Below are 26,152 nucleotides of genomic sequence, written 5' to 3' on the forward strand. Positions count from 1 at the left end.
AACATAAGTAGACATCTTCTGTGGAAGACTTAATATAGTAGAAGGTTTTCTTAATTAATTTTTTAGTAGGTGGAAGTTGGATAAGAACTGTTTAGTATGAAGAGAAACTAAAGTTATTATAAGATGTAGTTATATTTTAGCTTAAAACCCTCACTTATGATATCGTTGATTGCAAGTTAAGTTAAAGATTTTATAATAAAAATTATAAATTATATTTTTATAAAGCGTAATAGATTTAATTTTATTTAGATTAATTTTTCTGAAGTGCGCTAGATACTTACAAAGAAAGTAAAAGAGCTAGTATGATAATATCAAAAAAACATTATATATTGTCTTAGAGTTTAGTACTTACAATATATTTATCCTTAGGTTTTATATTTTACATGAGCATATATCTCTAAACCTATAATGTTAGTCTAATAACGGAATAAAGGTATTATTAGATAGTAAGACTTAAAGTATTTAATATAATTATGATATTTATCACATAACATGCTTTCTTTGTAATAAGAAATGCATATAAAAATAGAATCACAGCTTTATGTTAAAAAGTATTTAAAGTGTTTTAATATTAATTAAATTGTAATAAACATTATGATTTTTTTATGTTTTAATTTTTCTATTTAAAAAACTAGTTAAGTAAATAAAATCGTTTAAATTGTTTGATAATATTCAATTAATAGAAAATAACTTAGTTTTAATATAAGTTATCTTGATAAGAGTAATAGAGCGTTAAAATTAGATCATCTTTAGCTCGACATTATCTTACGACAAATAAGATTTCGTAGATCAACTTCTTTTTACTGTTGATGTCTTTATCTATTACCATAGATTTAATCTTTTTGAAGCTTTTTAAATTCATTTTTAATAAGAAATAGTTCTTTAATCTTAAAAAAATCTTTAATAACAAGAAAATAAGATATTTTTTTACCAAAAGATTGGTATATAATTTATATTTTCCATAAAGAATACAACTAATCTACATTAGATATGTAAATCTTATTTTTTTGATTTAGTATAGGTAATTTTAGAAAATTAAGCATTCTAACTATACTAGACATGTAAAAGTTTTTTAAATATTTGATAGAGAAATATTGATTAGCTTCGTTTTACTTTTTTTTGATATGCTAATAGCGAGTAGAGGAAAAATCTCTTTATTTTTTTCTCCAGTAGAAAGTGAATTCTAAGAATTATATTTTATTTAAATAAGAAATACAAGACACAATTAGTTAAATAATGTATCCCTAAACAATTTTTATAATTTTTCTAAAAAAAAAATCAATTTCAATACGACTAATAATATAAAAATAGAGTAGAAGACAATTAACAAAAACAGCGATAAAAGATGCAAACACATACTACTAGTACTATGTGATAGTAGTTATAATTTTATAAATTAAACACTAAACTATATTTAGTTCTTTCATATTTTTCACGAATACATTTAAGAAATTCATGACTAAAGTTTTTCGTTAATAAATATTATTAATCCTCAATTGCTTCTTATAGGCGATAAAAAAACTGCTACTTTTATTGAGTTTTATAGAAAGACAAGGCTATAGAAATTAAACACTTATGTTTTTTATGAAAAAGTTCATTATAAACAAAAATATAGGAGAATCTCAAAATTGAGACTAAATATTTTTTTATTCATAATAGTGATAAGAGATTAAGGTTTCTCTTAACCACATCTGACTATAATCATGTTAATGCCTTAAGCATTACCTCTAATAATATTTTTCCGTATTTTATTTTTATTTAAGTAGAGAGTAGGGCTCCCTAACGAAAGAAATACTCTCTTTAAATAATAAAAACTACTACATAATTTTTTATAGTTTACCGTGGCAATGCTTAAACTTTCTTCCAGAATTACATGGACATAAATCGTTCCTTCCAACCTTTCGATTTTCTTGATTAACAATTACATTTTTGTGAAATATTTTTTTAAATACAGGATTATGGTTTAATTGATGTTGTTTAATTAGATCTTTTTCTTTTTGTTGGTTCATTTTTTCTAATTCTTCTGGCATAGATATTTGGATTTTGCTAATTGTGAAAATAACTTCATATTTCAACGACTCTAACATGGAAGAAAACATATTAAAAGATTCGCGTTTATACTCTTGTTTTGGATCTTTTTGCGCATATCCCCGAAGATGGATTCCTTGACGAAGATAATCCATTCCTGCTAGATGTTCTTTCCAAAGAAAATCTAAAGTTTGTAGCATGACGTTTTTTTCGAAAGTGCGCATGGTCTCGATACCAACAATTTCTTCGGTGCGCTGATGTGTTATTGAAATTTCTTTTAAAACTTGATCATGTAAAGCTTTTTCATTAATATTTGGTGTATCATGCAACCATTGAGAGACGGGAATATTTAAATTTAAATCTTCTTTAAGGCATCTTTCTAGACCTATGATGTCCCATCTCTCTTTTAGAGAATTTGGTGGAATATAGCGATTGAGGATAGTTTTTAATACACTATCTCGCATACTATTGATTGTTTTTCTAATATCCGCAACTTCTAGTAGTTCATTTCGTTGGGCATAAATTACGCGACGGTGATCATTAGCTACATCATCATATTCGAGTAATTGCTTGCGAATATCAAAATTTCGACTTTCTACTTTACGTTGAGCATTAGCAATTGCTTTAGTAACCCAGGGGTGTTCAATAGCTTCGCCTTGCTTCATTCCGAGTTTACACATCATGCGAGAGACGCGATCAGATGCAAAGATACGCATTAAAGAATCTTCCATTGAAAGATAAAAACGAGAAGAACCTGGATCACCTTGGCGACCGGCTCGGCCTCGGAGCTGATTATCTATTCGCCGTGATTCATGGCGTTCGGTCCCAATAATGTGCAATCCACCGGTATTTAATACCGCTTCATGGCGCTGTTGCCATGCACGTTGTATAAGAGCGATTTTTTTCTTGTCTGCAGACTTAAGAGCTAAAACTTCCGCTTGCCAACTGCCACCAAGTACGATATCCGTACCACGGCCAGCCATATTAGTAGCAATAGTGACAGCTCCAGCTTTTCCTGCTTGAGCGATAATGTCGGCTTCCATGGCATGAAATTTTGCATTTAGCACTTTATGAACAATTCGGTCTTGTTCTAGCTTTTTAGAAAGCAGTTCTGACTTTTCAATAGAAATAGTTCCAACCAAGACTGGTTGACCGCGCTCTGTGCAATTTTTAATATCTGTGATGATAGCGTTAATTTTTTCTTTTTCTGTCATATAAACTAAATCAGAAAAATCTTTACGCTTCATAGGGCGGTTTGTTGGTACTACAACGGTGTCAAGATTATAAATAGATTTGAATTCACAGGCTTCTGTTTCGGCGGTACCTGTCATCCCAGAAAGCTTTTTATAGAGGCGAAAGTAGTTTTGGAAAGTAATTGAGGCAAGTGTTTGGTTTTCATTTTGTATCGTGATATTTTCTTTAGCCTCAACCGCTTGATGAAGTCCGTCAGACCAGCGGCGTCCAGGCATAGTACGACCCGTATGTTCATCAACAATAATGGCTTCATCATTTTTAATAATGTAATCTACATTGCGAGAAAATAAAACATGAGCTTGCAAGGCGGTGGTTACATGCTGCATCAGCATAATATTATTTGGTGCATAGAGTGATTTTCCATCTTGCATAATACCAGATTGTACTAGAAGTTTTTCAAGTAACACTAAACCTCTTTCTGTTAAATGTACTTGATGAGATTTCTCATCTATTGAGAAATGTCCTTGTCCTTGAAAACTATCAGAATCTTCTTTTTCTTGAGGAACTAGATAGGGAATTAGTTTATTGATTCGTCGATACATATCTGAACGATCTTCAGTCGAACCAGAGATGATCAGTGGTGTGCGTGCTTCATCTATGAGGATGGAGTCCACTTCATCAACAAGCGCATAATGAAGCGTGCGTTGAACTCGTTCTTCCGGACTGAATGCCATATTATCACGAAGATAATCAAAACCGTATTCGTTGTTGGTCCCGTATGTGATATCAGCGTTATAAGCAGCGCGTTTATGTTTTAGTTCAAGTCCTGGTAAATTAATTCCTACACTTAGTTCTAAAAATTCAAATAGCGAACGGTTATTTTTTGCATCTCGCTGAGCCAAATAATCATTTACTGTAACAATGTGTACACCATCTCCAGTTAAGGCATTTAGGTATGCTGGTAATGTAGCAGTTAGAGTTTTTCCTTCACCAGTGCGCATCTCAGCAATACGCCCTTCATGAAGAACGATGCCTCCTAGCAGTTGTACATCAAAATGTCGCATTCCAGATACTCGTTTACTGGCTTCTCTTACCACAGCAAAAGCTTCTGGTAAAAGAATGTCAACGGTGATTCCTTCAGAGATACGTTGACGGAATTCAAGAGTTTTAAGGGAAAGTTCTTTATTGTTTAATTTCTCTAGAGTTGGTTCTATTTGATTAATAGCGTTTACCATTTTTCGCATGCGTTTCAAGACGCGATCGTTACGGGTACCAAGAATTTTGGTAAGTAATTTTGCTAGCATAGTTAGTCATATCTCATCATGGCCCCATTTTTTTTGGGGAATAAAAGACATATTAAAATATACACTTGTTTAGATTTAAATTCAGTAGTGCAGGTTATATTGTATTGCCTTATGTTAACTTAAAGGAGTACTAATTACGTTTTTTTTGGGAAAGAGATATAACTTGTGCTAATTTCTATAAATTGATATAGGATCTATAAGCCCTCGTCCTAACGGATTAAGCAACATATTTAAAATTTTTATATCTGATATATAATAATACGAGTCGAAAGGAATAGATTACACCTAATATTACTTAGAGATAGAATCCTGTATAGTGATAATCAAGAACAACACGAACAACAGAAGAAAGCATTCATTAGTACTATTAGTTTTATAAAGGTGATTTGAATAACAACTTATTGATTAACAAGCATCCTGATCTGGATTTTTAAAATGGAGTTTTTAGATATATAGCCCTTCACTTCAATTATGAGTCTCATTATTAGAATGTTTGTGTAGAAATAAAGTCTGCCAATATTATTATTCCAACGATTGTTTTATAATATTTATTATTTTATAATAGGTTCTAGCGGAGTGTTTTTGTGCGTAAAAGTTATCCACATATGATTGATCTCTTATTTAACAATCCTAACAAAAGGAATCCCAATTTTCTTTTAACGATTCCGCAGCGCGGCATCCTGCTTCTAAATATTAACCGAGTGGTTCATAGATTGTTGCCAAAACAACTTGCGCTTCGGTGTCGGGTTGCTAATTTTAGAGAAGGTGTGCTAGTTTTGGAAACGGCAAACGCCAACTGGAAAATGTTATTATCTTACGAAAAACCTCAATTATTCTCTTCCTTAAAAAAGCAGATTTTACCATCATTATTGTCTATGGAGATCAGGATTAATCCTTCCTTAGCAAAAAAACAGGAATGGAATGCACACAATAACGATGGAACCTGCCCTTTTAAAATAAAACCTAAATGTTTAAGCAAACAGAGTGCAGCGTCTATTCGTCATGTAGCAGCATGCAGTGAAGGAAAATTAAAAAAGATACTAGAAAGATTAGCCGCATTATCGGTAAAAATATAGCGCTTAACCATCGTGAGAATATGAATAAAAAACCATTCTTCTTGATAAGAAGACTTTAATAAATATGAAATAAACGTGATTTTTTTAACAATATTTAAACAAGTTTAAGCTATAACGAGGGAGGGCGCCTGAAACGCTGGAGGCAGTTCTTCTTTATCCTTGAAGGATACTAATTCCCATGCTTCTTGACGCGCCAAAACAGCTTTTAGTAACTTGTTGTTTATAGTGTGGCCTGATTTTTTTGCACTAAAGGCACCAATGATATTATGACCACACATGAATAGGTCACCAATCGCATCAAGCATTTTATGCCGGACAAATTCATTTTCAAAACGTAAACCGTCTTCATTTAGCACTCGATAATCATCAATTACTATAGCACAGTCAACGCTACCTCCCAATGCTAGCCCTTGATATTGCAAATGTTCAATATCACGCATAAACCCAAAAGTACGTGCGCGACTTATTTGGCGCACGAACGATTCAGCAGAGAAATCTAGAAAATAATGCTGTAAACTGGTGTTAATCGCCGGATGTTTAAAATCAATAGTAAAATCGAGTGTAAAACCGTCATATGGAGCTAATTCAGCCCATTTATCTCCCTCTGCAACTTGTACTGATTCCTTGAGGCGTAAAAATTTTTTTTGGCTGTTAAGTTCTTTAATACCAGCGTTGAGGAGAAGGTATACGAAGGGAAAAGCGCTGCCGTCCATAATTGGCACTTCAGGCGCATCTACTTCAAGAATAACATTATCAATTCCTAATCCGGCTAAGGCAGCATTTAAATGTTCTACAGTGGAAAGACGTATATTATGTTCATTAATAAGACAAGTGCATAGCATGGTATCGCGTACTGAGGTCGGATCTACTCGGAAATCTACTGGTGGATTTAAATCGCACCGACGATAGATGACCCCAGTTTTTTCCGGTGCAGGGCGTAATGTCAGTGTAACTCTTTTCCCCGTATGTAATCCGACACCGGTAGCTTGCACAATACGTTTTAATGTCCGCTGTTTGATCATCTCTTTTTTCTCGCAATGTTTAACCGTGCTTTCTACTCTGTAATACCTAAGCAATGGTAATTTTTAAGTGTAGCACAAAGACCAACGTTTCCAAAAAATGTGGTAGCTAATCAGCTTGTTTGCGCAAGAAGGCTGGGATGTCAAGATAATCAAGTTCTTTATTTTCTTGTATGTTTTTCTCACCAATAATTTTTTTTCCTATTTTTTGTTCCTGATTGAAAGAAGATATGCTTTCAGGGTGATTTCGATAACAGTGATCTATTAGGCGTGTATTAGATTGTTTTGTGTTTAACAATGTAATTTCTGGTCGTTTATCTATACCAATACCTGTTGCTACTACGGTAACCCTTAATTCATTATTCATATCTGGATCAAGAGATGTGCCGATGACTACTGTAGCGTTATCAGAGGCAAAAGCGCGGATGGTGTTACCTACAGTTTCAAATTCGTCTAATCGTAAATCAAATCCGGCAGTGATATTTACTAAAACCCCTCGCGCACCCGATAGATCGATATCTTCTAAAAGTGGACTAGAAATAGCGATTTCTGCTGCTTCTTCTGCTCGATCTTCACCCCCCGCCATTCCGGAACCCATCATGGCATAACCCATTTCTGACATTACAGTTCGTACGTCGGCAAAATCAACGTTCATCAACCCTGGACGAGTAATAAGTTCAGCAATACCTTGAACTGCGCCTTTTAAGACATTGTTAGCGGCACCAAAAGCATCAAGTAGCGAAATTCCACGTCCTAATACTTTTAATAGCTTATCATTTGGGATGATAATCAGCGAATCAACATGTTTTGAGAGTGCAGCAATACCTTGTTCAGCAAATGACATACGTTTTTTTCCTTCAAAATTAAACGGTTTTGTCACTACAGCTACAGTTAATATCCCTAGATTTTTAGCAACTTCTGCGACAACAGGTGCGGCACCAGTACCCGTACCCCCACCCATGCCAGCAGCGATAAATACCATATCAGCTCCTTCAAGTGCGGTCTCTAGAGTTTCACGATCTTCTTCGGCAGAATTTCGTCCTACTTCTGGATTAGCACCAGCTCCTAACCCTTTCGTAATACCACTACCGATTTGAATCGTTTGGCCGACTGCGGTTTTACGCAATGCTTGCGCATCTGTATTGACCGCAAAAAAATCAACGCCTTCGATGCGTTCTCTTACCATATGTTCGACAGCGTTACCTCCACCGCCTCCAACTCCGATAACTTTAATTACTGCATCGTTGGTTGATTCTACAGGTTCAAACATAATTTCTCTCCGTTTTTTACCTTGTTCTTTATTCAGAAATAGCTTTCTGTACAGCTAGATACTGTTTCGAAAGTTGTTAAAATTCTTTTTGTAACCATTTACTAAACCACTGAAACCATTTTTTTACCGATATTTTTTTTTCCACACCTACCTCCTTATTTAAATGTGAGTCTTTCCCATAATGTAAAAGTCCTACCGCAGTAGAATAACAAGGATTTTGTGCGTAATCTGTTAAGCCGATGATATTTATAGGTTGACCAATACGTACTTGGGCATGAAATACGCGTTGAGCGCATGCTGATAAGCCATAAATTTGCGCGGCTCCACCGGTGAGGATAATGCCCGCAGCTATATGGTGTTGTACTCCCTGCCTTCTTAGTTGTTCTTGAACTTGTAGGATCTCGTCTTTAACTAGATACAATAGTTCGGTATAACGTGGTTCAATTACTTCAGCTAAGATGTATCGTTGTAGAGTGCGGGGTGGCCTTCCTCCAACGCTTGGTACCTCTACGCTTTCGTTTTTAGTAAGCATAGATCCCAGTGCGCATCCATATCGGATTTTGAGTGATTCAGCATCGCTAGGAGGGATGCTAAAAGCATATGCAATATCGCTAGTAACTACATTACCAGCATAAGGAATCACTTTGATATAACGAAGTGCTCCAGCAGTATATATCGCGACGTCCATCGTTCCGCCACCAATATCAACTACGCAAACACCGAGTTCGCGTTCGTCTTCAGTTAAAACTGCGTAACTTGACGCCAAACCAGAAAAAATAGGTTTATCAACTTTTAATCCACAACGTTCAACGGCTTTAACAATATTTTTCGCCATGTCATTATGGCAAGTAATTAGATGAACTTTGGCTTGCATGCGCATGCCGGACAAACCAATAGGATTTTTTATACCTTTTTGATAGTCAATTGCATATTCTTGGGGAATGACGTGTAAAATACGATGCTCATCACAGACACGCACTGATTTTGCGGTATGTACTACATTTTCAATATCTTCTTGTGTAACTTCTTCGTCAGTAATTGGTACCATCCCAATTTCATTTTGACAGCTAATATGTTTACCGGATAAAGAAAGATATACTGACGAGATCTGGCATTCCGCCATTAGCTCTGCTTGATCAACAGCGCGTTTTATACAGTTTAAAACTGATTCTAGGTCGTTAACGCCACCCTTATCCACCCCTCGCGATGGGCAACTTCCAACTCCTATAATGTTAAGCATACCATCGGGCAGTACTTCTCCTACCAGGGTAGCGACCTTGGCTGTACCTATTTCGAGTCCTACTACTAGTTTCCTGTCCATCGAATTGATCATAATTATTTTATTTTATGCCTGTTCTTGCTGGTGAATACTATTATTTCGATTGGATATGAGTTCTAGTCCATCCCACAGCTAAGCCGGATTTATATCGTAAATCTACATAACTAATACGTTTTTTACGGTATCGAGCTTCTTCGCGAAGAGTAGGATAAATGTCGATAAAGCGTTGAAGACGGTTACTACTTTATTTCCGATCAAGTTCCAACTGAATATCGTCTTGTAATGTTAGTTTCCATGCACGACGGTTTGTCATACGTATATCTTTCAGATGAAAATCAGATAATAATATTGCATTTATAATGTAATAAGCGCTCAATACATCTTTTTCGCTGCCTTGTGGTTCATATAACATGGATATAATTTTTTTCCGATACGTGCTTCCGGCAAAATAAATGTTTCTCCTGATTAATCAAGTAGATATTTATCGCTCCAGCGACAAATCGGCATATATTCCACTAAGTGAATTTTTAACTCATTTGGCCATTTTTTACTTATATTTACTTGTTTTATCCAAGGGATGTATTTAATTTGTTCATCAATCTGATTCAGGTTTTGTGAAATAAAATTATCTGGTTTTCCTAGTGTTAGGATTGCCTGGTGAATATCATTTTTAGTGGTATAAAAACTTTCTTCTGTAATTATGAGTTTAGGTAATCCTAAGTGATCATCATTTTTCATCCATTCTAAGCATACCCACCCTTTGATTATTATATTGATGGTTAAAATAATCAGCAAAACAATCCCTATAACATGGCTAGTATTGCTCGGTGTATTGTTTTCGATATTACTGTTTTGATAAGTATTGATTACTTCCTGGGACATGTCAGGATTCTCATGGAATTAGCATAGAAAACATCATTATATTTCGTTAAATTTTTTATCATAAACATTTTTAATAGCGCATGGTTTTAAACTGGTATCAGCTAGTTTTCTAGCAATATTGCCTATTGTTCCAGCTCCTTGCATAAGCAAAAGGTCATCATCTTTTAATATATCAGACAATATATCTGGTAAAGAGTTTATATCCGAAACGAAAATGGGATTTACCTTTCCGTTTTTTTGAATGCTGAAGCATAATGAGTGGCTGTCAGCACCTAAAATTGCGTCTTCTCCAGCAGGATATACATCTAGTATTAGTAGAATATCCACGTTAGAAAGAACGTTAATAAAATCTTCGTATAAATCTCGTGTTCGTGTATAACGGTGTGGTTGAAAAACCATGACTAATCGTTTTTTTGGCCAGCCGGAACGTACTGATTTAATTGTCGCATCTAGTTCAGTTGGATGATGGCCGTAATCGTCGATTAGCATAACTTTCCCTTTTTTTCCATTAATCTTGTTTAAATCATAATTCCCTAAATTATCGAATCGGCGACTGGTTCCCTGAAATTTCAACATAGCCTGAAAAATACTCGTATCATTAATGCCTTCTTCAGTTGCTACGGCAATTGCTGCTACTGCATTTAGTGCATTGTGTCGGCCTGGCGCATTAAGTTTTATTTTTAATATATTTTTTTCTTGTATTGCTTTTCGAGTAAGGGTAAAGCTTCCAAAAGTACCTTCTTGATAGTAATTACTGAGATGAAAGTCAGCATCATCACTAAAACCATAAGTAGTAATTCTCCGTTTAATGTATGGTAGAAGTTCACGAATTACCTTATCATCGATACACATTACGGCACATCCGTAAAATGGAAGGTTGTGCAAAAAATTAATAAAAGTTTGTTTAAGGTTTTCAAGATTTCCATAAGTATCCATATGGTCGGCTTCAATGTTGGTGATAATGGCTACTATTGGGTATAAATGTAGAAATGAAGCATCACTTTCATCAGCTTCAACAATTATATGGCGACTAAACCCTAGACGGGCGTGTATTCCACTTGATTTTAATAAGCCACCATTTACGAAGGTTGGATCTAGTCCAGCTTCGAGATAAATACTAGAAACCATCGCTGTTGTCGTAGTCTTGCCGTGTGTTCCGGCAATAGCTATACCGTGACGAAAACGCATCAGCTCCGCAAGCATTTCTGCACGGTGAACAACAGGGATGTGTGCTGCTTTGGCTGCTATAATTTCTGGGTTTTCGGATGAAATGCTACTTGAAAGCACTACGACGCTTGCATTAAGAATATTTCCCGGGTGGTGGTTAAAATAGATTTTAGCACCAAGAGATATTAATTCTTTCGTAACTACATTCGGTGCTAGATCAGAACCGCTGATTTGATATCCCTCATCTGCTAGCACTTTTGCGACGCCTCCCATTCCTGCACCACCAATTCCAACGAAATGAATTTTTTTGATACCACCCATTGTCGGTATAAAAGTTTTTAGTTTAGCGAGTTTTTTACTATCCACAGTCTTGTCGTTTAAGTCAAAAAACCTTAAGAAGGCATGTTCAAGTTTATTTTTTTTTGTATTAATCACGTAGCAGATTAGTGGTTTCCGTCTCTTCTGGCTGTAGCTTCCACTTCTTGAACTACGAGCTCTGTTGCATTAGGTATAGCGATCGATAAAGCACGTTGTGCCATAGTTAATAATATTGCTCGATCCCATCCTTCTAATAAGGCGCTAACCTTCGCAATGCTAAAGTCTGCTTGCTCAATAATTTTTGCTGCACCGACTTGTTCCAGAAATCGAGCATTCCAGTATTGATGTCGATCGTTGTGCATAAAAGGAATAAATAGAGCTGGTAAACCAACGGTTGCGATTTCGCTTACGGTTATTGCGCCTGCACGGCACACCACGACATCTGCCCAATTATAAGCTGAAGCTATATCGTCGATAAATTCCTCTATTTTATGACTGGTGTCACCGTGTTTTAAATAGTTTTTTTTAACCAATTCTAGGTTATTTTTACCTACTTGATGCCACAGTATTAATTTTCCTTTTAATCGAGCAGAAACTGCAGGCATAGTTTGATTGAGTATTTTCGCACCTTGGCTACCACCGATAATTAGTACTCGAATTCTTCCTGTACGCTTTTGAAATCGTATATAAGGAGGAGCGAGTGAAAGAACTGTATTGCGTATTGGGTTGCCTACTACTTGCGCATGAGAAAAAGCACTAGGAAAAGCCTGTAATACTTTGGTGGCAATTTTTGATAGACTACGATTAGTGAGTCCGGCGATGCTGTTTTGTTCATGGAGAATAACTGGAATACCACATATCCAAGCCGCTAAACCACCAGGCCCAGAAATGTAACCACCCATGCAGAGAACTACATCTGGATTCCATTTTTGTATAATTTGTTTTGATTTCCACAAGGCTCGACAAATTTGAATTGGTAAAAAAAAATTTTCTTTTAATCTTTTTCCGCGTAAACCATTAATTTGAATAAAGTCAATATCAATACCATATTGTGGGACGATTGTAGCTTCCATGTGATTAGCTGTTCCAAGCCAGCGAATTTGCCATTTTTTATCCATAAGAGAATGCGCAACGGCTAGTCCAGGAAACAAATGACCACCAGTACCACCCGCTATGATCATTAATCTTTTTATTTTCAATGTCATTTTTTTTCCTTCATAAAAGCCTGTATTTGAGAAAGATGTCTCTCAAAATCAACTCTTAGAAGTAATACTATAGCTGTTAACATAATTATTAAACTTGAACCACCGTGGCTAAATTAATGGTAGGGTTAATCCTTTAGTTGGAAGAATTCCCGTGGCGCCTCCGATATTAATCATAGCCTAAACACTAAACCATATTCCTGTAGAATGAGCTAGAAAAGCAGAAAATTTTTGGTTAAGTAGCATTGCTGTTTGGCCAATCCACATAGAGCGCAATGTAACTAGAAAAATCACAAGGATTGCTGCTACTAGTCCGAAACAACCTAATTCTTCACCTAGAATGGCAACGATAAAATCAGTATGGGCCTCTGGAATATATTCTAACTTTTGTATTGAATTGATTAATCCTTACCCCATAACTGACCTCGACCAAACGCAACAAGAGATTGTGTAAGTTGGTAGGCGCTACCAAAAGGATCATCCTAGGGATTCCAAAATGACATCAGGCGTTGTATTCGATAAGGTTTTATAATGATTAGCAATATCATTAAAAAGATTCCTGATACAATAATAAAGAAGAATGGATATAATTTAGCTCCGGCTAAAAATAACATAGATAGTGTGGAAACAAATAGGATTACTGTTGAACCAAGATCTGGTTGAGCTAGAAGTAATATTGCCATTATTACTATTACGGATATCGGCTTACATATCCCCCAAAATTTAGTGCATACTTTTTTTTCTTTTTTTACTAAATAACTAGATAAGTAGCAAAAAAAAGAAAGCTTAGATAATTTTGCTGGTTGAATCCGTATTGGTCCAACTGTTATCCAATGCATTGTTCTATTAGATGAGCTACTAATTATTATTGTTGCTAATAGGAGCACGATGCTAACAAGTAACATCATTGAGATATATCGTTGCCAGGTTGATATTGCGGTGTTGAGTGTCACTAGGGATAATAAAAACGACACATCGATATATAATGCATCATGTTTTGCGAAATGAAGACAATCGTTCAATAAACGTATTCCGATTGGCATCGAGGCTGAAGTAACCATTACAAAACCGATGCTAATTAGTCCTAGTATTAGCCAGAGTAGTGTATGATCGTAGAGAAGATAAGTAGCAGTAGTCTGATATGTATTGATTATCCTAGCGCTTCCCCATTGAGAAATAAATTTTAAATCACGGTAGGGTGTCATCTGCTTACCTCTCTTGCTAGCTGCGAAAATACTTGTCCACGTGCTTCAAAATTAGTGAACTGATCTAAACTGGCGCACCCTGGAGATAGTAATACTACATCTCCTTGTCTTACCCGCGACCCAACAATATACATTATCTCTTCAAGTGTTTTGGTGAGTGTCGTAGCATCGAGACGTAGAGCGCTTAATCGTTTTCGATCTTGCCCGAAACAATATAGGTGAATTTTCGTGTTTTTCAACCACGGTATTAGCGGTGTGAGATCAGCACATTTACTATCGCCACCCATTATAAGATGGAGCGTACCTGTTACTTCCACTCCGTTTAGTGCTGCCAATGTACTACCTACATTAGTTGCCTTAGAATCATTAATCCAACGCACGCCGCTTTGTTCATGTATTAGTTCAAAACGGTGTGCTAGTCCTTGACATTGAAGCAACCCTGATAAGCTTGATTCTCGTGAAATTCCTACTGCATCTGCTATTGCTAGAGCTGCAAGAGCATTCATGTAATTATGTTGCCCAACAATGCGTAATTCCGCAGTGTTAAGTATTTGCTCACCATATGCCATTAACCATATTTGCCCTTTATGTTGTTTTAGAAAGTAGTCACCTTGTTTTCTGCCAAAACTAATATAGCGTGAATTGTTTTTATTGATTGGAAGAGTAAATATATCTTCTGCATTAACAATGCATATCATGGCATTTTTATAAATTTTTAATTTAGTTGTTCTGTACTGTTGAAAACCATGCGGATATCGATTCATGTGATCTTCAGTGATGTTAAGTACTGTTGCTGCTGTTAATTTCAAGTTATGGGTGGTTTCGAGTTGAAAGCTCGATAACTCAAGTAGATAAATTTCGAATGGTAAATCAAGTAAATTTAGCGCAGGAACTCCTGTGTTTCCACCAACACCTACATTCCAATTAACACCTATCATTTTTTCTAGCATGTGGATAACAGTACTTTTACCATTCGAACCGGTGATTGCGATTACTGGTGCCGATACTTCATGAGCGAATAGTTCTATATCTCCAACGATAGGAATTCCAGATGATGAGACTGCAGCTAAAGCAGGATGGGATAGAGAAATACCAGGGCTTGTGACGATAAGTGTAGCTTCAAATAACCACGGTATATGTAAGAAACCCAGACACCGAGGAACCTCTGGTGGTAGTCTGTTAAGATTCGGAGGAATTAATCTGGTATCCATTACTCGGGGTATAATTCCTCGGCGTAGAAAGAAATAAACGCATGACAAGCCGGTTACTCCTAATCCAACAATAACAACGTTTTCCTCTTTATAGTTCTTCATTATTATCTAACCTTTAGAGTGGCTAGCCCGATGAGAACTAGAACGAGTGAAATAATCCAAAAACGCACAATGACGCGTGGTTCAGGACAACCTTTTAATTCATAATGATGATGAATTGGTGCCATGCGAAAAATACGATGGCCGCGCCATTTAAAGGAAGTTACTTGTAAAATCACTGATAGTGTTTCCACTACAAAGACTCCACCTATAATCAGAAGCAATAATTCTTGTCGAAGAAGCACAGCGATGCTTCCGAGTGCTCCTCCCAACGCTAGTGAACCAACATCTCCCATAAAGAGTTGCGCGGGGTATGTATTAAACCATAAAAAACCTAGACCAGCTCCCACAATAGCCGTACATATGACAACTAGCTCACCTGAAAATTTCACGTAAGGAATATGAAGATATCCAGAAAAATTTATATTACTACTTGCCCAAGCTACTAACGACAGAGCGGCGGCAATAAATACTACGGGCATAATTGCTAATCCATCTAGGCCATCAGTTAAGTTGACGGCATTACTTGTTCCAACAATGACAAAATAAGCCAAAAGCACATACCATATTCCAAGTTGTGGCATAATTTCTTTAAAAAATGGAATTACGAGTGTTGTTGCAGCGGTATCTATAGATGTTGTAAATATGGTAAAAGCGAATTCAAGCGCTATAATTGATTGCCAAAAATATTTTGAACGCGCTAGAAGCCCTTTGGTGTTTTTTTTTATTACTTTGCGATAATCATCAATTAAACCTACTATGCCATAACTTATCAAAATAAAAAGTACATACCATACATATGGGTTTGTTGGATAGGCCCACATCAACACGGAAATTATTATTGAGGTTAAGATCAATATCCCACCCATGGTGGGAGTACCTCTTTTAGAAAAATGTGATTCTGGACCATTAGCGCGAACTACTTGCTCAATCTGTAGTTTTTGGAGCCACGCGATTAAATAGGGTCCCATCCACAATGAAACGAAAAGTGCGGTTAGTAAGCTAACAATGGCACGAAATGTCAAATAAGAGAATACATTAAATCCCGAATAAAACTGAACAAGATATTCTGCTAACCAGACTAGCATCGTGTTATCTCCTCTAATATTTGCACTACTTTTTCCATACCGGCACTACGTGAACCTTTTATTAATATAGTGATTGTTTTCTTAGCGGATAGCAGTTGCGTTAATCGAGTTACTATTTGATCTTTATCTTGAAAATGTTCGCCGCGTCTGCTAGTTTGACTAATAAAATAGCTTAACCGTCCGACGCTTAATACTTTGTCAATATTGGTTTTCCTAATGTTTTCTCCGATTAGTTGATGCCATTTTATTGCTTGCTCTCCTAGTTCCGCCATATCTCCAACAACCATTACTCGGTAGCCTGTCATTGTGTTTAACACCTGTATGGCGGCATTCATGGAGCTGACATTAGCGTTATAGGTATCATCTAAAAGCAGTTGGTTTTTTCTAAGTAAAATAGGGTTAATTCGCCCAGATAAGGGTCTTATCTTTCCTAAACCAGAAGACACTGCAGGTAGATCAGCTCCTACTGATATCGCTAGTGCACAAGCTGCTAAAGCATTTGCGATATTATGCTCCCCTAGCAGAGCTAAACGTACCGAGCATTTTCCCCGTGGGGTGGTTATCGTGAAGCATAGACTGTCGCGTTTGTGTTCAACATTACTAGCAAAAAAATCTACGCCGACAGATTTATGCACAGAAAAGCGCCATACTGCTTTCTCTTTTAATAGTTCCTTCCATCGCAACCAATCATTACTATCAGCGTTAAGAATCGCGCATCCATTAATTGGCAAACCGGTAAAAATTTCACTTTTAGCTTGTGCCACTCCAGATAAAGACTTAAACCCATCGAGGTGAGCTGGAGAAACATTATTGATCAATGTAGTTTCTGGTTGGATTAATTTAATCATCCAAGCAATTTCAGTAGGTTGATTAGCTCCCAGTTCAATAACTGCAAAATCATGTGACGGTGTTAGTTGAAGTAGTGTCAGTGGTACGCCGATTTGGTTATTACAATTACCGTCTGTTTTTAGAACTTGTCCGCATTCTTGCAGGATGGCGCTAGTCATTTCTTTTACTAATGTTTTTCCTGATGAGCCTGTTAGTGCTACAACACGAGTTGTAATTTGCTGACGGACCCAAACACCTAACTGTCCCAAAGCGCTATGAGTGTCAGCAACAATAAGTTGTGGTACGTTAATTGGTAGTGGTCGGTTGACTAATAGCGCAGTAGAATTTGATTTTTTGGCGAAATCATGACCGTCAAATTGTTTTCCTCTTAACGCGACAAATAAAGATTGCTTTCCTGCAAGAACACGAGAATCAGTACTAATGGTGTCGATGGTGCAATCATTTCCCAACCATTCCGCATGAAGGAATCGAGCTATTGTTTTTAGAGTAAAGGGAATCACTTTGCTTGTCCTTTCAATAATCGGGCAATAAGAATACGATCTGAAAAATATAATTGATGTTGCCCAATAATCTGGTAATTTTCATGACCTTTACCGGCTACTACTACTAAATCTGAAGTTGTAGCTTGCATAATGGCCATGGTGATCGCGTGTGTTCGATTAGAAATTACCTGAATTTTTCTCTTATCTAGCAGGCCACGCTGAATATCATTAATGATATCTAAAGCTTTTTCATTACGTGGGTTATCATCAGTAATGATTACCTGATCTGCGTACTGTTCAGCGATGGCCCCCATGATAGGTCTTTTACCTTTATCTCGTTCTCCACCACAGCCAAATATGCACCATAATTTACCTTCGCAATATAATCTTGCATCTATTAAAATTTTTTTAAGTGCATCTGGGTTATGAGCATAATCTAACATAACCATAGGGCGATTTTGAATTCGAAAGACTTCCATGCGACCGCAGACAGGTTGCAGATAGCTGGTACTCTTTACTAGCTCTAGTAATGGATATCCAAGCGCTAGAAGGGTAGTGAGAGCTAGTAAAATATTACTTGTATTTATTTTTCCTACTAGTGGACTTTGAATTGTTCCATTTCCCCAGGTAGATCGAAATGGGATTTCCGTTCCTTCTGCATGATAACGGACCTTGCCAGCGGATAGCCATCTACCCTTCCACTTTATTGGAAGTGATTTGTTAAGTGTAACTGCGATTGCTTTTTTCAATGTTTTGAGCCAACGCCTTCCGGTAGCATCATCGGCATTAATAATATGCTGATTGACAGCTAGTTTGTTGAACAACGTCCATTTAGCGGATTCATACTTTTCCATATCTTTGTGATAGTCAAGGTGGTCGCGACTTAAATTAGTAAATACTGCAGCAGAAAAAAATACATTGTTAACCCGATCTTGAACTAGGGCATGAGAAGATACTTCCATCGCTGCGAAACGGACGCCCTGGAGTTTTAAATTAGATAAAGTTTTTTGAATTTCAAAAGGAGACTCAGTAGTGTTTTTAGATGGATGGATGTTACCAAGTGCACCGTTACCGATAGTTCCCATTACGCCAGTCTTATTGCCTAATAACTGTACCCACTGGGCAAGAAGATGACTAGTACTTGTTTTTCCATTAGTGCCAGTAACCGCTACCAAAGAAAGAAAGTGCGATGGATTTTTATAAAAGCGTCCAGCTAAAAGTGATAATCGGGTTTTGAGTTGATAGAGATAGATAATTGGGACGCCGTGTAGTTCATGGATTTCACCTTCTTTGTCTTTGCTTTCGGTTTCCGATAAAACGGCTATTGCACCTTGTGTAATAGCCTGGGGAATATACCGTCGTGCATCGATCTTATGGCCTATTATAGCAATAAAAAGATACCCTTCAATTACAGTGCGGCTATCGAGTGTAATTCCTTTTAAAATACATTTTGGGACACAAGGCACCCAAGGGTGGAGTAGTGTCCGTAAGTTATAATTAGCCACCACATGCCTCTGCTTTATTATCAATAACTCTATTGTATTCTTTGTTAAGTTTCGGCAATGCGTCTGGCTCGATATTCATAGCGCGAAGTACTCCACTCATGATGCTGCTAAATACGGGTGCTGAGACTGCACCACCGTAGTATTCTTTTCCCATAGGGTCGTTAATAACCACTACTAGTGAAAAACACGGATTACTGATCGGAGAAACCCTAGTGGTATAAGTGATATATTTATTAATATAGGTACCCTTGGATCCAACTTGTTTAGAAGTTCCAGTTTTAACAGCTATTCGGTAGCCCTTGATAGCCGCTTTGCTTCCTCCACCACCCGGTAGTGCGACGCTTTCCATCATATTAAGAATAGTGCGTACAAGTGATTCGGGAAAAACTCTTTTTCCTATTACTGATAGGTTCACTATTCGGATTATGGATAAAGATCGTATAACACCCATACCGCCGATAGTGGCGTAAACTCGAGCTAATTGCAAAGGTTTCACCATAAGAACATAACCGCAAGAGAAAGCTGTTCTTTCTATTTTAGACCAGTATTGTTTTTGAGTATATAAGCCTCGGCTTTCTCCGATAAGTCCTAATCTGGTTGCTTTACCTAACCCAAAGCGCGAGTAAGTTTCTACTAACGCTGAAGGTGACATGGCTAACGCTAGCTTAGATACACCTGCATTACTTGATTTTTGTAAAACACCAGTAAGCGTTAATTTGGGGTATTGCGCCACATCTTTAATGGTGTGTCCATTTATTGTATAAGGCATCGTATTTAGAATATTGTTTTTTTGAATTATTCGACGTTGCAGCGCCGTCATTATTACCATTGGTTTAACAGTTGAACCTGGCTCGAAAATATATGTAATTGCTCGGTTACGCATTACGTCGATATTAGTAGGATTAAGTTTGTTTAGGTTGTAAGAAGGGCTGTTAGCCATAGCTAGTACTTTACCGGTGTTAATATCTAGCATTATAGTTGTTTCCGACTCGGCTTTGTTGGATACTACTAAATTGTGTAACTTGCGATAAACTAGCGCTTGTAAGTGTTTATCGATACTTAGAAATAAATTATTCGGATTTTGTTGGCTACCTACCGAAGAAATATTTTCAATAATCTGACCACACCGATCTTTGCGCACCTTGAGTTTACCAGGATGGTCTGTTAACCAGTTATCAAAACTTTTTTTCAACACCTTCAATTCCTTGACTGTCAATATTAGTAATTCCAACGAGATGTGCGGTAACATGACTAGTGGGATAATAGCGTCGCGATTCTTGGAGAAGGTAAATTCCAGGTAGTTTCAGTGTGTGGATATAATCACCTATAGCAGGATTAACCTGGCGGGCTAGATAGGCAAAACGTTTTTTATGTTTGTTAATTAGAGAAGATATTTGATCAATAGGGATTGAAAGTATATTAGATAAAACTCCCAATCGGTTATTGGTGGGGGCAATTCCATTATGATTATGTAATTCTTTTGGATCAGCCAAAACAGCTTTAACGGGAACGTTAATTGCGATTAGATGCTCTGCCCGGTCGCTTATGATACCGCGTTCAATAGGAATTGGTTGTATGCGCAGTGAACGCACATCTCCTTCGTGCATTAATTTTTCTGGATTGATTATTTGCAAGTACCCCAATTGTAGTGTTAGGCTAGATAGTGCTAATAGGATACAATCATACAGAAAGGGTAAACGCCAGTTAATTGCAGTGTTTTGTTTTTTCTTGGTTTAGTATTATTATGTGCTCAATGGTTTTCATCTATCTTCATCGATCCATGTAGTAGAATATCGATAAAATATCATCTGTTCTTGCAATGGAACAACATGTTGCATCTGAATCTTCTCGATAGCAAGTCGAGCTATTTGGTCATGATCTGCTAGTGAATTTTTTTCTAAAATCAGATTGAGCCATTCGTTATCTAGTGTATATTTTTTTTATTAATGTCTGTTCATGTTTTACTATTATTTAGCGTGTTTTATAAGTGATTGTGACTACCATAGTGGCTGAAATCAAGACATTGATCAGAAGTAAAAAATTGCAGCTTGAAATGAACTAGCAACTTTTTCATGATTATTTTAAATAAATTATGCTGTATTTTATGATCATTCATGTTGTCGATTTCCTAGCAAATCGCAGTATTGCACTGCGCGAGCGTGGATTATTTTGTATTTCTTGTTTTGAAGGATGTATTTTTCCAGTTGCATCTAATTTATTATGATCCTTAAATTTCATACAGATTTGTTCCTCTTTTAAGGGAAACCCTTTTGGTAATTGTGGTTTTCGGCTGTAGTAATGAATAAATTTTTTAATTAATCGATCTTCTAGAGAATGAAAGCTTATAATAGACAATCGGCCACCGGAGCTTAAAACTGTTAAGGTGCTATCAAGTGCACGTTTAACCTCTTCTAGTTCGTTATTAATGTAAATCCTAATTGCTTGAAAACTCTTTGTTGCAGGGTGTCGATGTTTACGTCGGAAAGGCACAGCTCCTAAAATTAGTGAAGCTAGTTCAGAAGTGTGGGTTATTGATTTTTGTTGTTTATAGTCAACGATAGTTTGAGCGATACGCTTAGCAAAGCGTTCCTCCCCAAAGATCTTTAAAACGCGCATAATTTCTTCTTCTGTAGCCTGTTCTAGCCACTGGGCAGCAGATTGTCCGCGTGTATTATCCATTCTCATATCTAGAGGTCCGTTACGCATAAATGAAAATCCGCGTTCAGGATTGTCGAGTTGTGGTGAGGAAACGCCAAGATCTAGCAATATTCCATCAATCTTACCTATTAAGGAAAATTGATCCATGTATTGTTTGATGTTGGAAAACGATCCATGAATAATCTTAAACCGAGAATCTGTGATAGTTTCCGCGGATTTTATAGCTGAAAGATCTCGGTCTATGGCAAAAAGCTGTCCTTGTGATCCCAACTTTGATAAAATCAAGCGTGAATGCCCCCCGCGTCCGAATGTTCCATCAAGGTAGATACCATTTTCTCGAATATGCAGACTCTGTATCGCTTCATTTAGTAAAACGCTTGTATGTAGATATTTTTTTAACATGGTTGTAGCGAAAATTCTTTAGCTAGTGATTATCGGTAATTTTTTTCGATAATTTAGATTAGAGTTTCTCCTTGAGAAATTAATATCAGGGTTGTTTATCTTATTTATCAAATCAGCACCTAATCAATTTTATTACTTTCGAGTAGCCTGTATCTCTACCTTTAGAGCAATCAAAAGTAATGTTTGATTTATATGGTCTATCTAGTATTGATAGAGACATACTAGAAGATATATATGACCACAAATATTACTGTATGTAAAATATCAAATTTTAATTCTTTTTAACTTTTATGAATGATATGAGTGACAAGGGTGTCTAGATTTTATTATTAATATTTACTTATAACGACATTAAAATATGTTTTTTATTGTATTTAACCTTATAAATTATTATTGCTAATAAAAATAGCTCATGGGAATGAAATATTGTCTATCGACTAAGTAATAATCAGTATCTAAAATACTTACATACTATAGTTGCGACATTAACCTCATTTTTAGAATAGTAGAACTTACTTTCTATATTATTAATAAATTAGTTTTTATTAAAATTATATACATTTTAATAAGTCTTAATTATAGCTGATTAAGATTTCCCATAATTTTAATTTATATCTAAAAAAAATAGTTTCAAATAATCTCTTTTCACAAGAGAGGAATAAGAAGCTTGTTTTCATTTATTATGTTAATGTAAGTGTATTTCTAATCTACGTTATAACTTCTTTGTTTAGTAGTTTAGTATAATTAAACCATTTTTTATTTTTTTGTCTTTTTCGAAAAGTCTTAATATATTTTTTATATCCAGTTTGCGACTTAATCACATTAATCATTAAATATAGTATAATTTTATAAAAAAATAATATACTTGTATGCATTTGCATTTTTCTAGTTTAATTATTTTACATATCTTACAAATTTTTCTTAAAGATTTATTTAATTAAATTTTTCATATGTAGCTTAGATTTATTTTGCATTTTAAATAATATTATTTAATTATTTTTTTCAAAATTTTACTATAGTGTTAGTATTTATAAATATAACTCACTAAGGGTATGTAATGAATTATCCCTCGGAGTCTTTTTGATCAGATTCTTAACGAACATTAAAGTAGTTAAATGTTAAAATTAGTAACTATAATTCTAAATTTCTCTGCATTACGTATTTATATGAATTAAATGTTATTTATATACGAAAGCATTAATTTAAAAAAAATAAAAATATCTATTACAAAAACATTAAAAATATAGAGATGTTTATCAGCAATTGAGAAGCTTTTTAATAAAAAAGAACGTAAAAACAATTTAACAATAAAAGTATTGCTACCTTATCTTATAAATAACACGCTTATGTTTCTTTGATGTTTTTATTAATAATATGTTTTATTGAATGTATATTTTTTTAAATTTTATATATGATGTTTGTAGCGTGTAGGTATAAGAAATACTTAATCCTATGATAATTTTAATTAAAAATATAATTAACACATTAATTTCAATGCAATAAAAAATTATGTCAATATTATTATTAATAAATTATATTTTGAATTATTAATCAAAAATTAATTTGAGATTATTAATAACCGATATTGAAAAATTGTATAATGTCGTTTCATATAAGGTAGTGTGTCAAGTGTAAGTATATAATTTAAAATTAATTGTCTAGAATTATTTATAGAAAATACTATCGTAGTAAAATCAACACAATAAAAGTTTTATGAATTCTAATAAAATTAGATTTGTTGAAAAATGATAAATGGTTAATTTATGATATAGATCATATCTATAGATTTTAAATTCCGCACATTAACTTATTAATGAATACAGATTATTATTTTTATCTAAAAACAATTGATGTTATCTAGATTAATTTTCTATATAATTAGTCTATTAATTTTTTTTGTTATAAAAAGAACAATTTTATGCTATAAAAATTAGGTTAGATATTTAGAGATTTCTATCATATAAAATACTTATATGTTTATATGTAAAAATTTATTTATTATTTAAAGAATTTACTTCTAAGTCTTATGCGGTATAAATATTTGATATAATGGGAATTTCACATTAAAAATTAAGAAATCTAACCAGGTAGTATAAGTATATCATTATTCAGAAGCATTAATTGTTTAAAACGAAGCGTTGATCAGTGTTTATAAAACATTTAGATAAAAAAATAAATTTAATGCATATTAATTGTTTAATGATGCATAGTAAATCTATGTCGTATCTGTAGATATATTACTAGTTTGTATTAATTGTGTTCAAAATGTGTATTTATCACTCTGAGTGGTTATGAACAAATATTGTAACCTACGCGTCATTGCTGCAAGAGTAGTAGCGCAAGTATTAGAAAAAAAACAATCTCTTAGTATATTGTTACCGTCAATCCAAGCTTCTTTAGCTCAAAAAGATGCTGCATTATTGCAGGAGATATCTTTTGGGATCATGCGTTTTTTACCGCAATTACAATGGTTGTTATCACGACTAATGAAAAGAGAGTTAAGGGGAAAACGACGCGAGGTGCATTATTTGTTGATGGTTGGGCTATATCAGCTAATATATACGCGTATTCCTCCTTACGCTGTGTTGTCAGAAACTGTTGAAGGTGCGGCAACAATGAAATGTCAACACCTCAAACAGTTAATTAATGCCGTTTTACGTCAATTTCAACGTCAAAAAAGAGACCTTTTGCTCGAGGTTAAAAATAATCAGGATGTTTGTCATCTTCATCCAAAATGGTTAAAAGAAAGATTTTATATGGCTTGGCCCATGCATTATGAACAGATAATGAACGCAAATAATCAACATCCACCTATGTGGTTACGCGTTAATCAGCAGTATCATAATCGTGATTCTTACTTAAGCCTATTAACTGATTTAGGTATTGCGGCTGTAGGACATAAAACGTTACCATATGCCATTAGACTAGAAACGCCTTATACTGCTAGGATTCTCCCGGGTTTCTATGAGGGTTGGGTAAGTGTACAAGATGCTTCATCACAAGGCGCCGTTGTATTGCTTGCTCCGAAAAATGGTGAGAAAATTCTAGATTTATGTGCAGCACCAGGATGCAAGACAACTCATATACTAGAAATCGCACCAGCAGCGCAAGTTGTAGCTGTAGATATAGACATAAAACGCGTAATACGAATTTATGAAAATTTAACTCGACTTAAAATGCAAGCAAATGTGGTGATTGGAGATGGATGTAAACCAAATACCTGGTCTTCTGGAATAGTCTTTGATCGGATCCTTCTGGATCCTCCTTGTTCAGCCACTGGCGTTATACGTAGGCATCCAGATGTTAAATGGCTTCGTCGTGATAGTGATATTGCTAAGTTAGCTAAGTTACAAAAAAAAATACTATGTTCCGCGTGGAAGCTCTTAAAGCCTGGTGGTGTATTTTTGTATACCACGTGTTCTATTTTACCAGAAGAGAATTGTGACCAAATTGCTGCGTTTTTAGATAGCAATCCAAATGCTCTGCTTCAGAAAATCAGCAAGTTTTCTGAAGTTGGCCTCCAGTTGTTTCCTCAACCTGATTCTGGTGATGGTTTTTTTTATGCCAAGATGATAAAAGAGCAATGTTAGAGCTATTGTTATCTCATAAGAGATATATCTTACGTAGTAATAACGGAATTTGGTTTTTATAAAAATTTTATCTCAAATCAAGTGATTGATAATGATAAAAACAATGTTAAATAACTTGCTTTAATTGTTTATAATAGAAAAAGAAGAACTTTATTTTTTTTATCAAACCGTCAAATTATTAAACAATAATATTGTAGAAAGGAAGATAACGTTTTTGAATGTTAATTTAAATTTTTTGCGCAAGTAATCTATAAAAAAATAACTCTTTTACTTTTTTTTAATTTTACAGTAATAAAAATCTCACTGTTTATAAAATTTTATAGC

Annotated in this window: 16 protein-coding genes and 2 pseudogenes; 2 read left to right on the forward strand and 16 right to left on the reverse strand. The window is 35.1% G+C overall.

The features are described from left to right. Nucleotides 1–1,829 precede the first annotated feature (1,829 nt). Entirely contained in the window at nucleotides 1,830–4,526 is a 2,697-nt protein-coding gene (gene secA, locus A35E_RS01820; RefSeq protein WP_014888979.1) for a preprotein translocase subunit SecA, read from the reverse strand. A gap of 584 nt (nucleotides 4,527–5,110) precedes the next feature. On the opposite strand from secA, the gene A35E_RS01825 reads away from it, so the two are divergent. Further along, nucleotides 5,111–5,602: a DUF721 domain-containing protein gene (locus A35E_RS01825; RefSeq protein ID WP_014888980.1), complete on the forward strand. Its 492-nt coding sequence runs from the start codon at nucleotides 5,111–5,113 to the stop codon at nucleotides 5,600–5,602. Nucleotides 5,603–5,706: 104 nt separating this feature from the next. Here A35E_RS01825 and lpxC read toward each other — a convergent pair whose 3' ends face one another. The 15 genes and pseudogenes from lpxC to rsmH all read right to left on the reverse strand — a co-directional run bounded on the left by lpxC (nucleotide 5,707) and on the right by rsmH (nucleotide 22,238). Continuing rightward, nucleotides 5,707–6,624, reverse strand: a complete 918-nt coding sequence (gene lpxC / locus A35E_RS01830) for a UDP-3-O-acyl-N-acetylglucosamine deacetylase (protein ID WP_014888981.1) — start codon at nucleotides 6,622–6,624, stop codon at nucleotides 5,707–5,709. Nucleotides 6,625–6,730: 106 nt separating this feature from the next. Further along, entirely contained in the window at nucleotides 6,731–7,891 is a 1,161-nt protein-coding gene (ftsZ, locus tag A35E_RS01835; RefSeq protein WP_014888982.1) for a cell division protein FtsZ, read from the reverse strand. A 76-nt stretch (nucleotides 7,892–7,967) separates the two neighbouring features. Then, nucleotides 7,968–9,224: a cell division protein FtsA gene (ftsA, locus tag A35E_RS01840; RefSeq protein ID WP_044105124.1), complete on the reverse strand. Its 1,257-nt coding sequence runs from the start codon at nucleotides 9,222–9,224 to the stop codon at nucleotides 7,968–7,970. Between the two features lie 190 nt (nucleotides 9,225–9,414). Then, nucleotides 9,415–9,582 (reverse strand): cell division protein FtsQ/DivIB, encoded by a 168-nt coding sequence (locus A35E_RS03130; protein WP_014888984.1) that lies wholly within the window; start codon nucleotides 9,580–9,582, stop codon nucleotides 9,415–9,417. A 53-nt stretch (nucleotides 9,583–9,635) separates the two neighbouring features. Further along, nucleotides 9,636–10,052 carry an FtsQ-type POTRA domain-containing protein gene (locus A35E_RS03135; RefSeq protein WP_014888985.1) on the reverse strand — a complete coding sequence of 139 codons (417 nt, stop codon included), beginning with the start codon at nucleotides 10,050–10,052 and terminating at the stop codon, nucleotides 9,636–9,638. A gap of 36 nt (nucleotides 10,053–10,088) precedes the next feature. After that, entirely contained in the window at nucleotides 10,089–11,585 is a 1,497-nt protein-coding gene (murC, locus tag A35E_RS01850) for a UDP-N-acetylmuramate--L-alanine ligase (protein ID WP_044105126.1), read from the reverse strand. A 77-nt stretch (nucleotides 11,586–11,662) separates the two neighbouring features. Further along, nucleotides 11,663–12,742: an undecaprenyldiphospho-muramoylpentapeptide beta-N-acetylglucosaminyltransferase gene (murG, locus tag A35E_RS01855; protein WP_014888987.1), complete on the reverse strand. Its 1,080-nt coding sequence runs from the start codon at nucleotides 12,740–12,742 to the stop codon at nucleotides 11,663–11,665. After that, a pseudogene (ftsW, locus tag A35E_RS01860) lies at nucleotides 12,739–13,872 on the reverse strand (cell division protein FtsW); the annotation flags it as partial. The pseudogene ftsW and the gene murG, both read right to left, overlap by 4 nt. A 68-nt stretch (nucleotides 13,873–13,940) precedes the next feature. Continuing rightward, the gene (gene murD / locus A35E_RS01865) at nucleotides 13,941–15,257 is read right to left on the reverse strand and encodes a UDP-N-acetylmuramoyl-L-alanine--D-glutamate ligase (protein WP_014888989.1); all 1,317 of its coding nucleotides are present in this window, start codon (nucleotides 15,255–15,257) and stop codon (nucleotides 13,941–13,943) included. Between the two features lie 2 nt (nucleotides 15,258–15,259). Beyond that, complete coding sequence (gene mraY, locus A35E_RS01870; protein WP_014888990.1) at nucleotides 15,260–16,342, reverse strand: phospho-N-acetylmuramoyl-pentapeptide-transferase; 1,083 nt, start codon at nucleotides 16,340–16,342, stop codon at nucleotides 15,260–15,262. After that, complete coding sequence (murF, locus tag A35E_RS01875; RefSeq protein WP_014888991.1) at nucleotides 16,336–17,691, reverse strand: UDP-N-acetylmuramoyl-tripeptide--D-alanyl-D-alanine ligase; 1,356 nt, start codon at nucleotides 17,689–17,691, stop codon at nucleotides 16,336–16,338. The genes mraY and murF overlap by 7 nt, the downstream gene beginning before the upstream one ends. Next, nucleotides 17,688–19,178: a UDP-N-acetylmuramoyl-L-alanyl-D-glutamate--2,6-diaminopimelate ligase gene (gene murE, locus A35E_RS01880; RefSeq protein WP_014888992.1), complete on the reverse strand. Its 1,491-nt coding sequence runs from the start codon at nucleotides 19,176–19,178 to the stop codon at nucleotides 17,688–17,690. Before murE ends, murF begins: the two co-directional genes overlap by 4 nt. Further along, a pseudogene (gene ftsI / locus A35E_RS01885) lies at nucleotides 19,171–20,887 on the reverse strand (peptidoglycan glycosyltransferase FtsI). Before ftsI ends, murE begins: the two are co-directional and overlap by 8 nt. A gap of 51 nt (nucleotides 20,888–20,938) precedes the next feature. Beyond that, nucleotides 20,939–21,085: a cell division protein FtsL gene (locus A35E_RS03340; RefSeq protein WP_083835079.1), complete on the reverse strand. Its 147-nt coding sequence runs from the start codon at nucleotides 21,083–21,085 to the stop codon at nucleotides 20,939–20,941. Between the two features lie 205 nt (nucleotides 21,086–21,290). Beyond that, entirely contained in the window at nucleotides 21,291–22,238 is a 948-nt protein-coding gene (gene rsmH, locus A35E_RS01890) for a 16S rRNA (cytosine(1402)-N(4))-methyltransferase RsmH (RefSeq protein WP_014888996.1), read from the reverse strand. A gap of 2,291 nt (nucleotides 22,239–24,529) precedes the next feature. Between rsmH and rsmB the strand changes: the two genes are divergently transcribed. Then, on the forward strand, nucleotides 24,530–25,828 hold the full coding sequence (gene rsmB, locus A35E_RS01895; protein ID WP_014888997.1) for a 16S rRNA (cytosine(967)-C(5))-methyltransferase RsmB: 1,299 nt from the start codon (nucleotides 24,530–24,532) through the stop codon (nucleotides 25,826–25,828). Nucleotides 25,829–26,152: the final 324 nt, after the last annotated feature.

The organism is secondary endosymbiont of Heteropsylla cubana, from assembly GCF_000287355.1.
GTDB lineage: Bacteria > Pseudomonadota > Gammaproteobacteria > Enterobacterales > Enterobacteriaceae.

Bases quoted from the DNA above. Each gene is read 5' to 3' on its own strand.
- secA (WP_014888979.1), bottom strand. From the start codon at position 4,526: ATGCTAGCAAAATTACTTACCAAAATTCTTGGTACCCGTAACGATCGC.
- lpxC (WP_014888981.1), bottom strand. From the start codon at position 6,624: ATGATCAAACAGCGGACATTAAAACGTATTGTGCAAGCTACCGGTGTC.
- ftsZ (WP_014888982.1), bottom strand. From the start codon at position 7,891: ATGTTTGAACCTGTAGAATCAACCAACGATGCAGTAATTAAAGTTATC.
- ftsA (WP_044105124.1), bottom strand. From the start codon at position 9,224: ATGATCAATTCGATGGACAGGAAACTAGTAGTAGGACTCGAAATAGGT.
- A35E_RS03130 (WP_014888984.1), bottom strand. From the start codon at position 9,582: ATGTTATATGAACCACAAGGCAGCGAAAAAGATGTATTGAGCGCTTAT.
- A35E_RS03135 (WP_014888985.1), bottom strand. From the start codon at position 10,052: ATGTCCCAGGAAGTAATCAATACTTATCAAAACAGTAATATCGAAAAC.
- murG (WP_014888987.1), bottom strand. From the start codon at position 12,742: ATGACATTGAAAATAAAAAGATTAATGATCATAGCGGGTGGTACTGGT.
- murD (WP_014888989.1), bottom strand. From the start codon at position 15,257: ATGAAGAACTATAAAGAGGAAAACGTTGTTATTGTTGGATTAGGAGTA.
- mraY (WP_014888990.1), bottom strand. From the start codon at position 16,342: ATGCTAGTCTGGTTAGCAGAATATCTTGTTCAGTTTTATTCGGGATTT.
- rsmH (WP_014888996.1), bottom strand. From the start codon at position 22,238: ATGTTAAAAAAATATCTACATACAAGCGTTTTACTAAATGAAGCGATA.
- rsmB (WP_014888997.1), top strand. From the start codon at position 24,530: ATGAACAAATATTGTAACCTACGCGTCATTGCTGCAAGAGTAGTAGCG.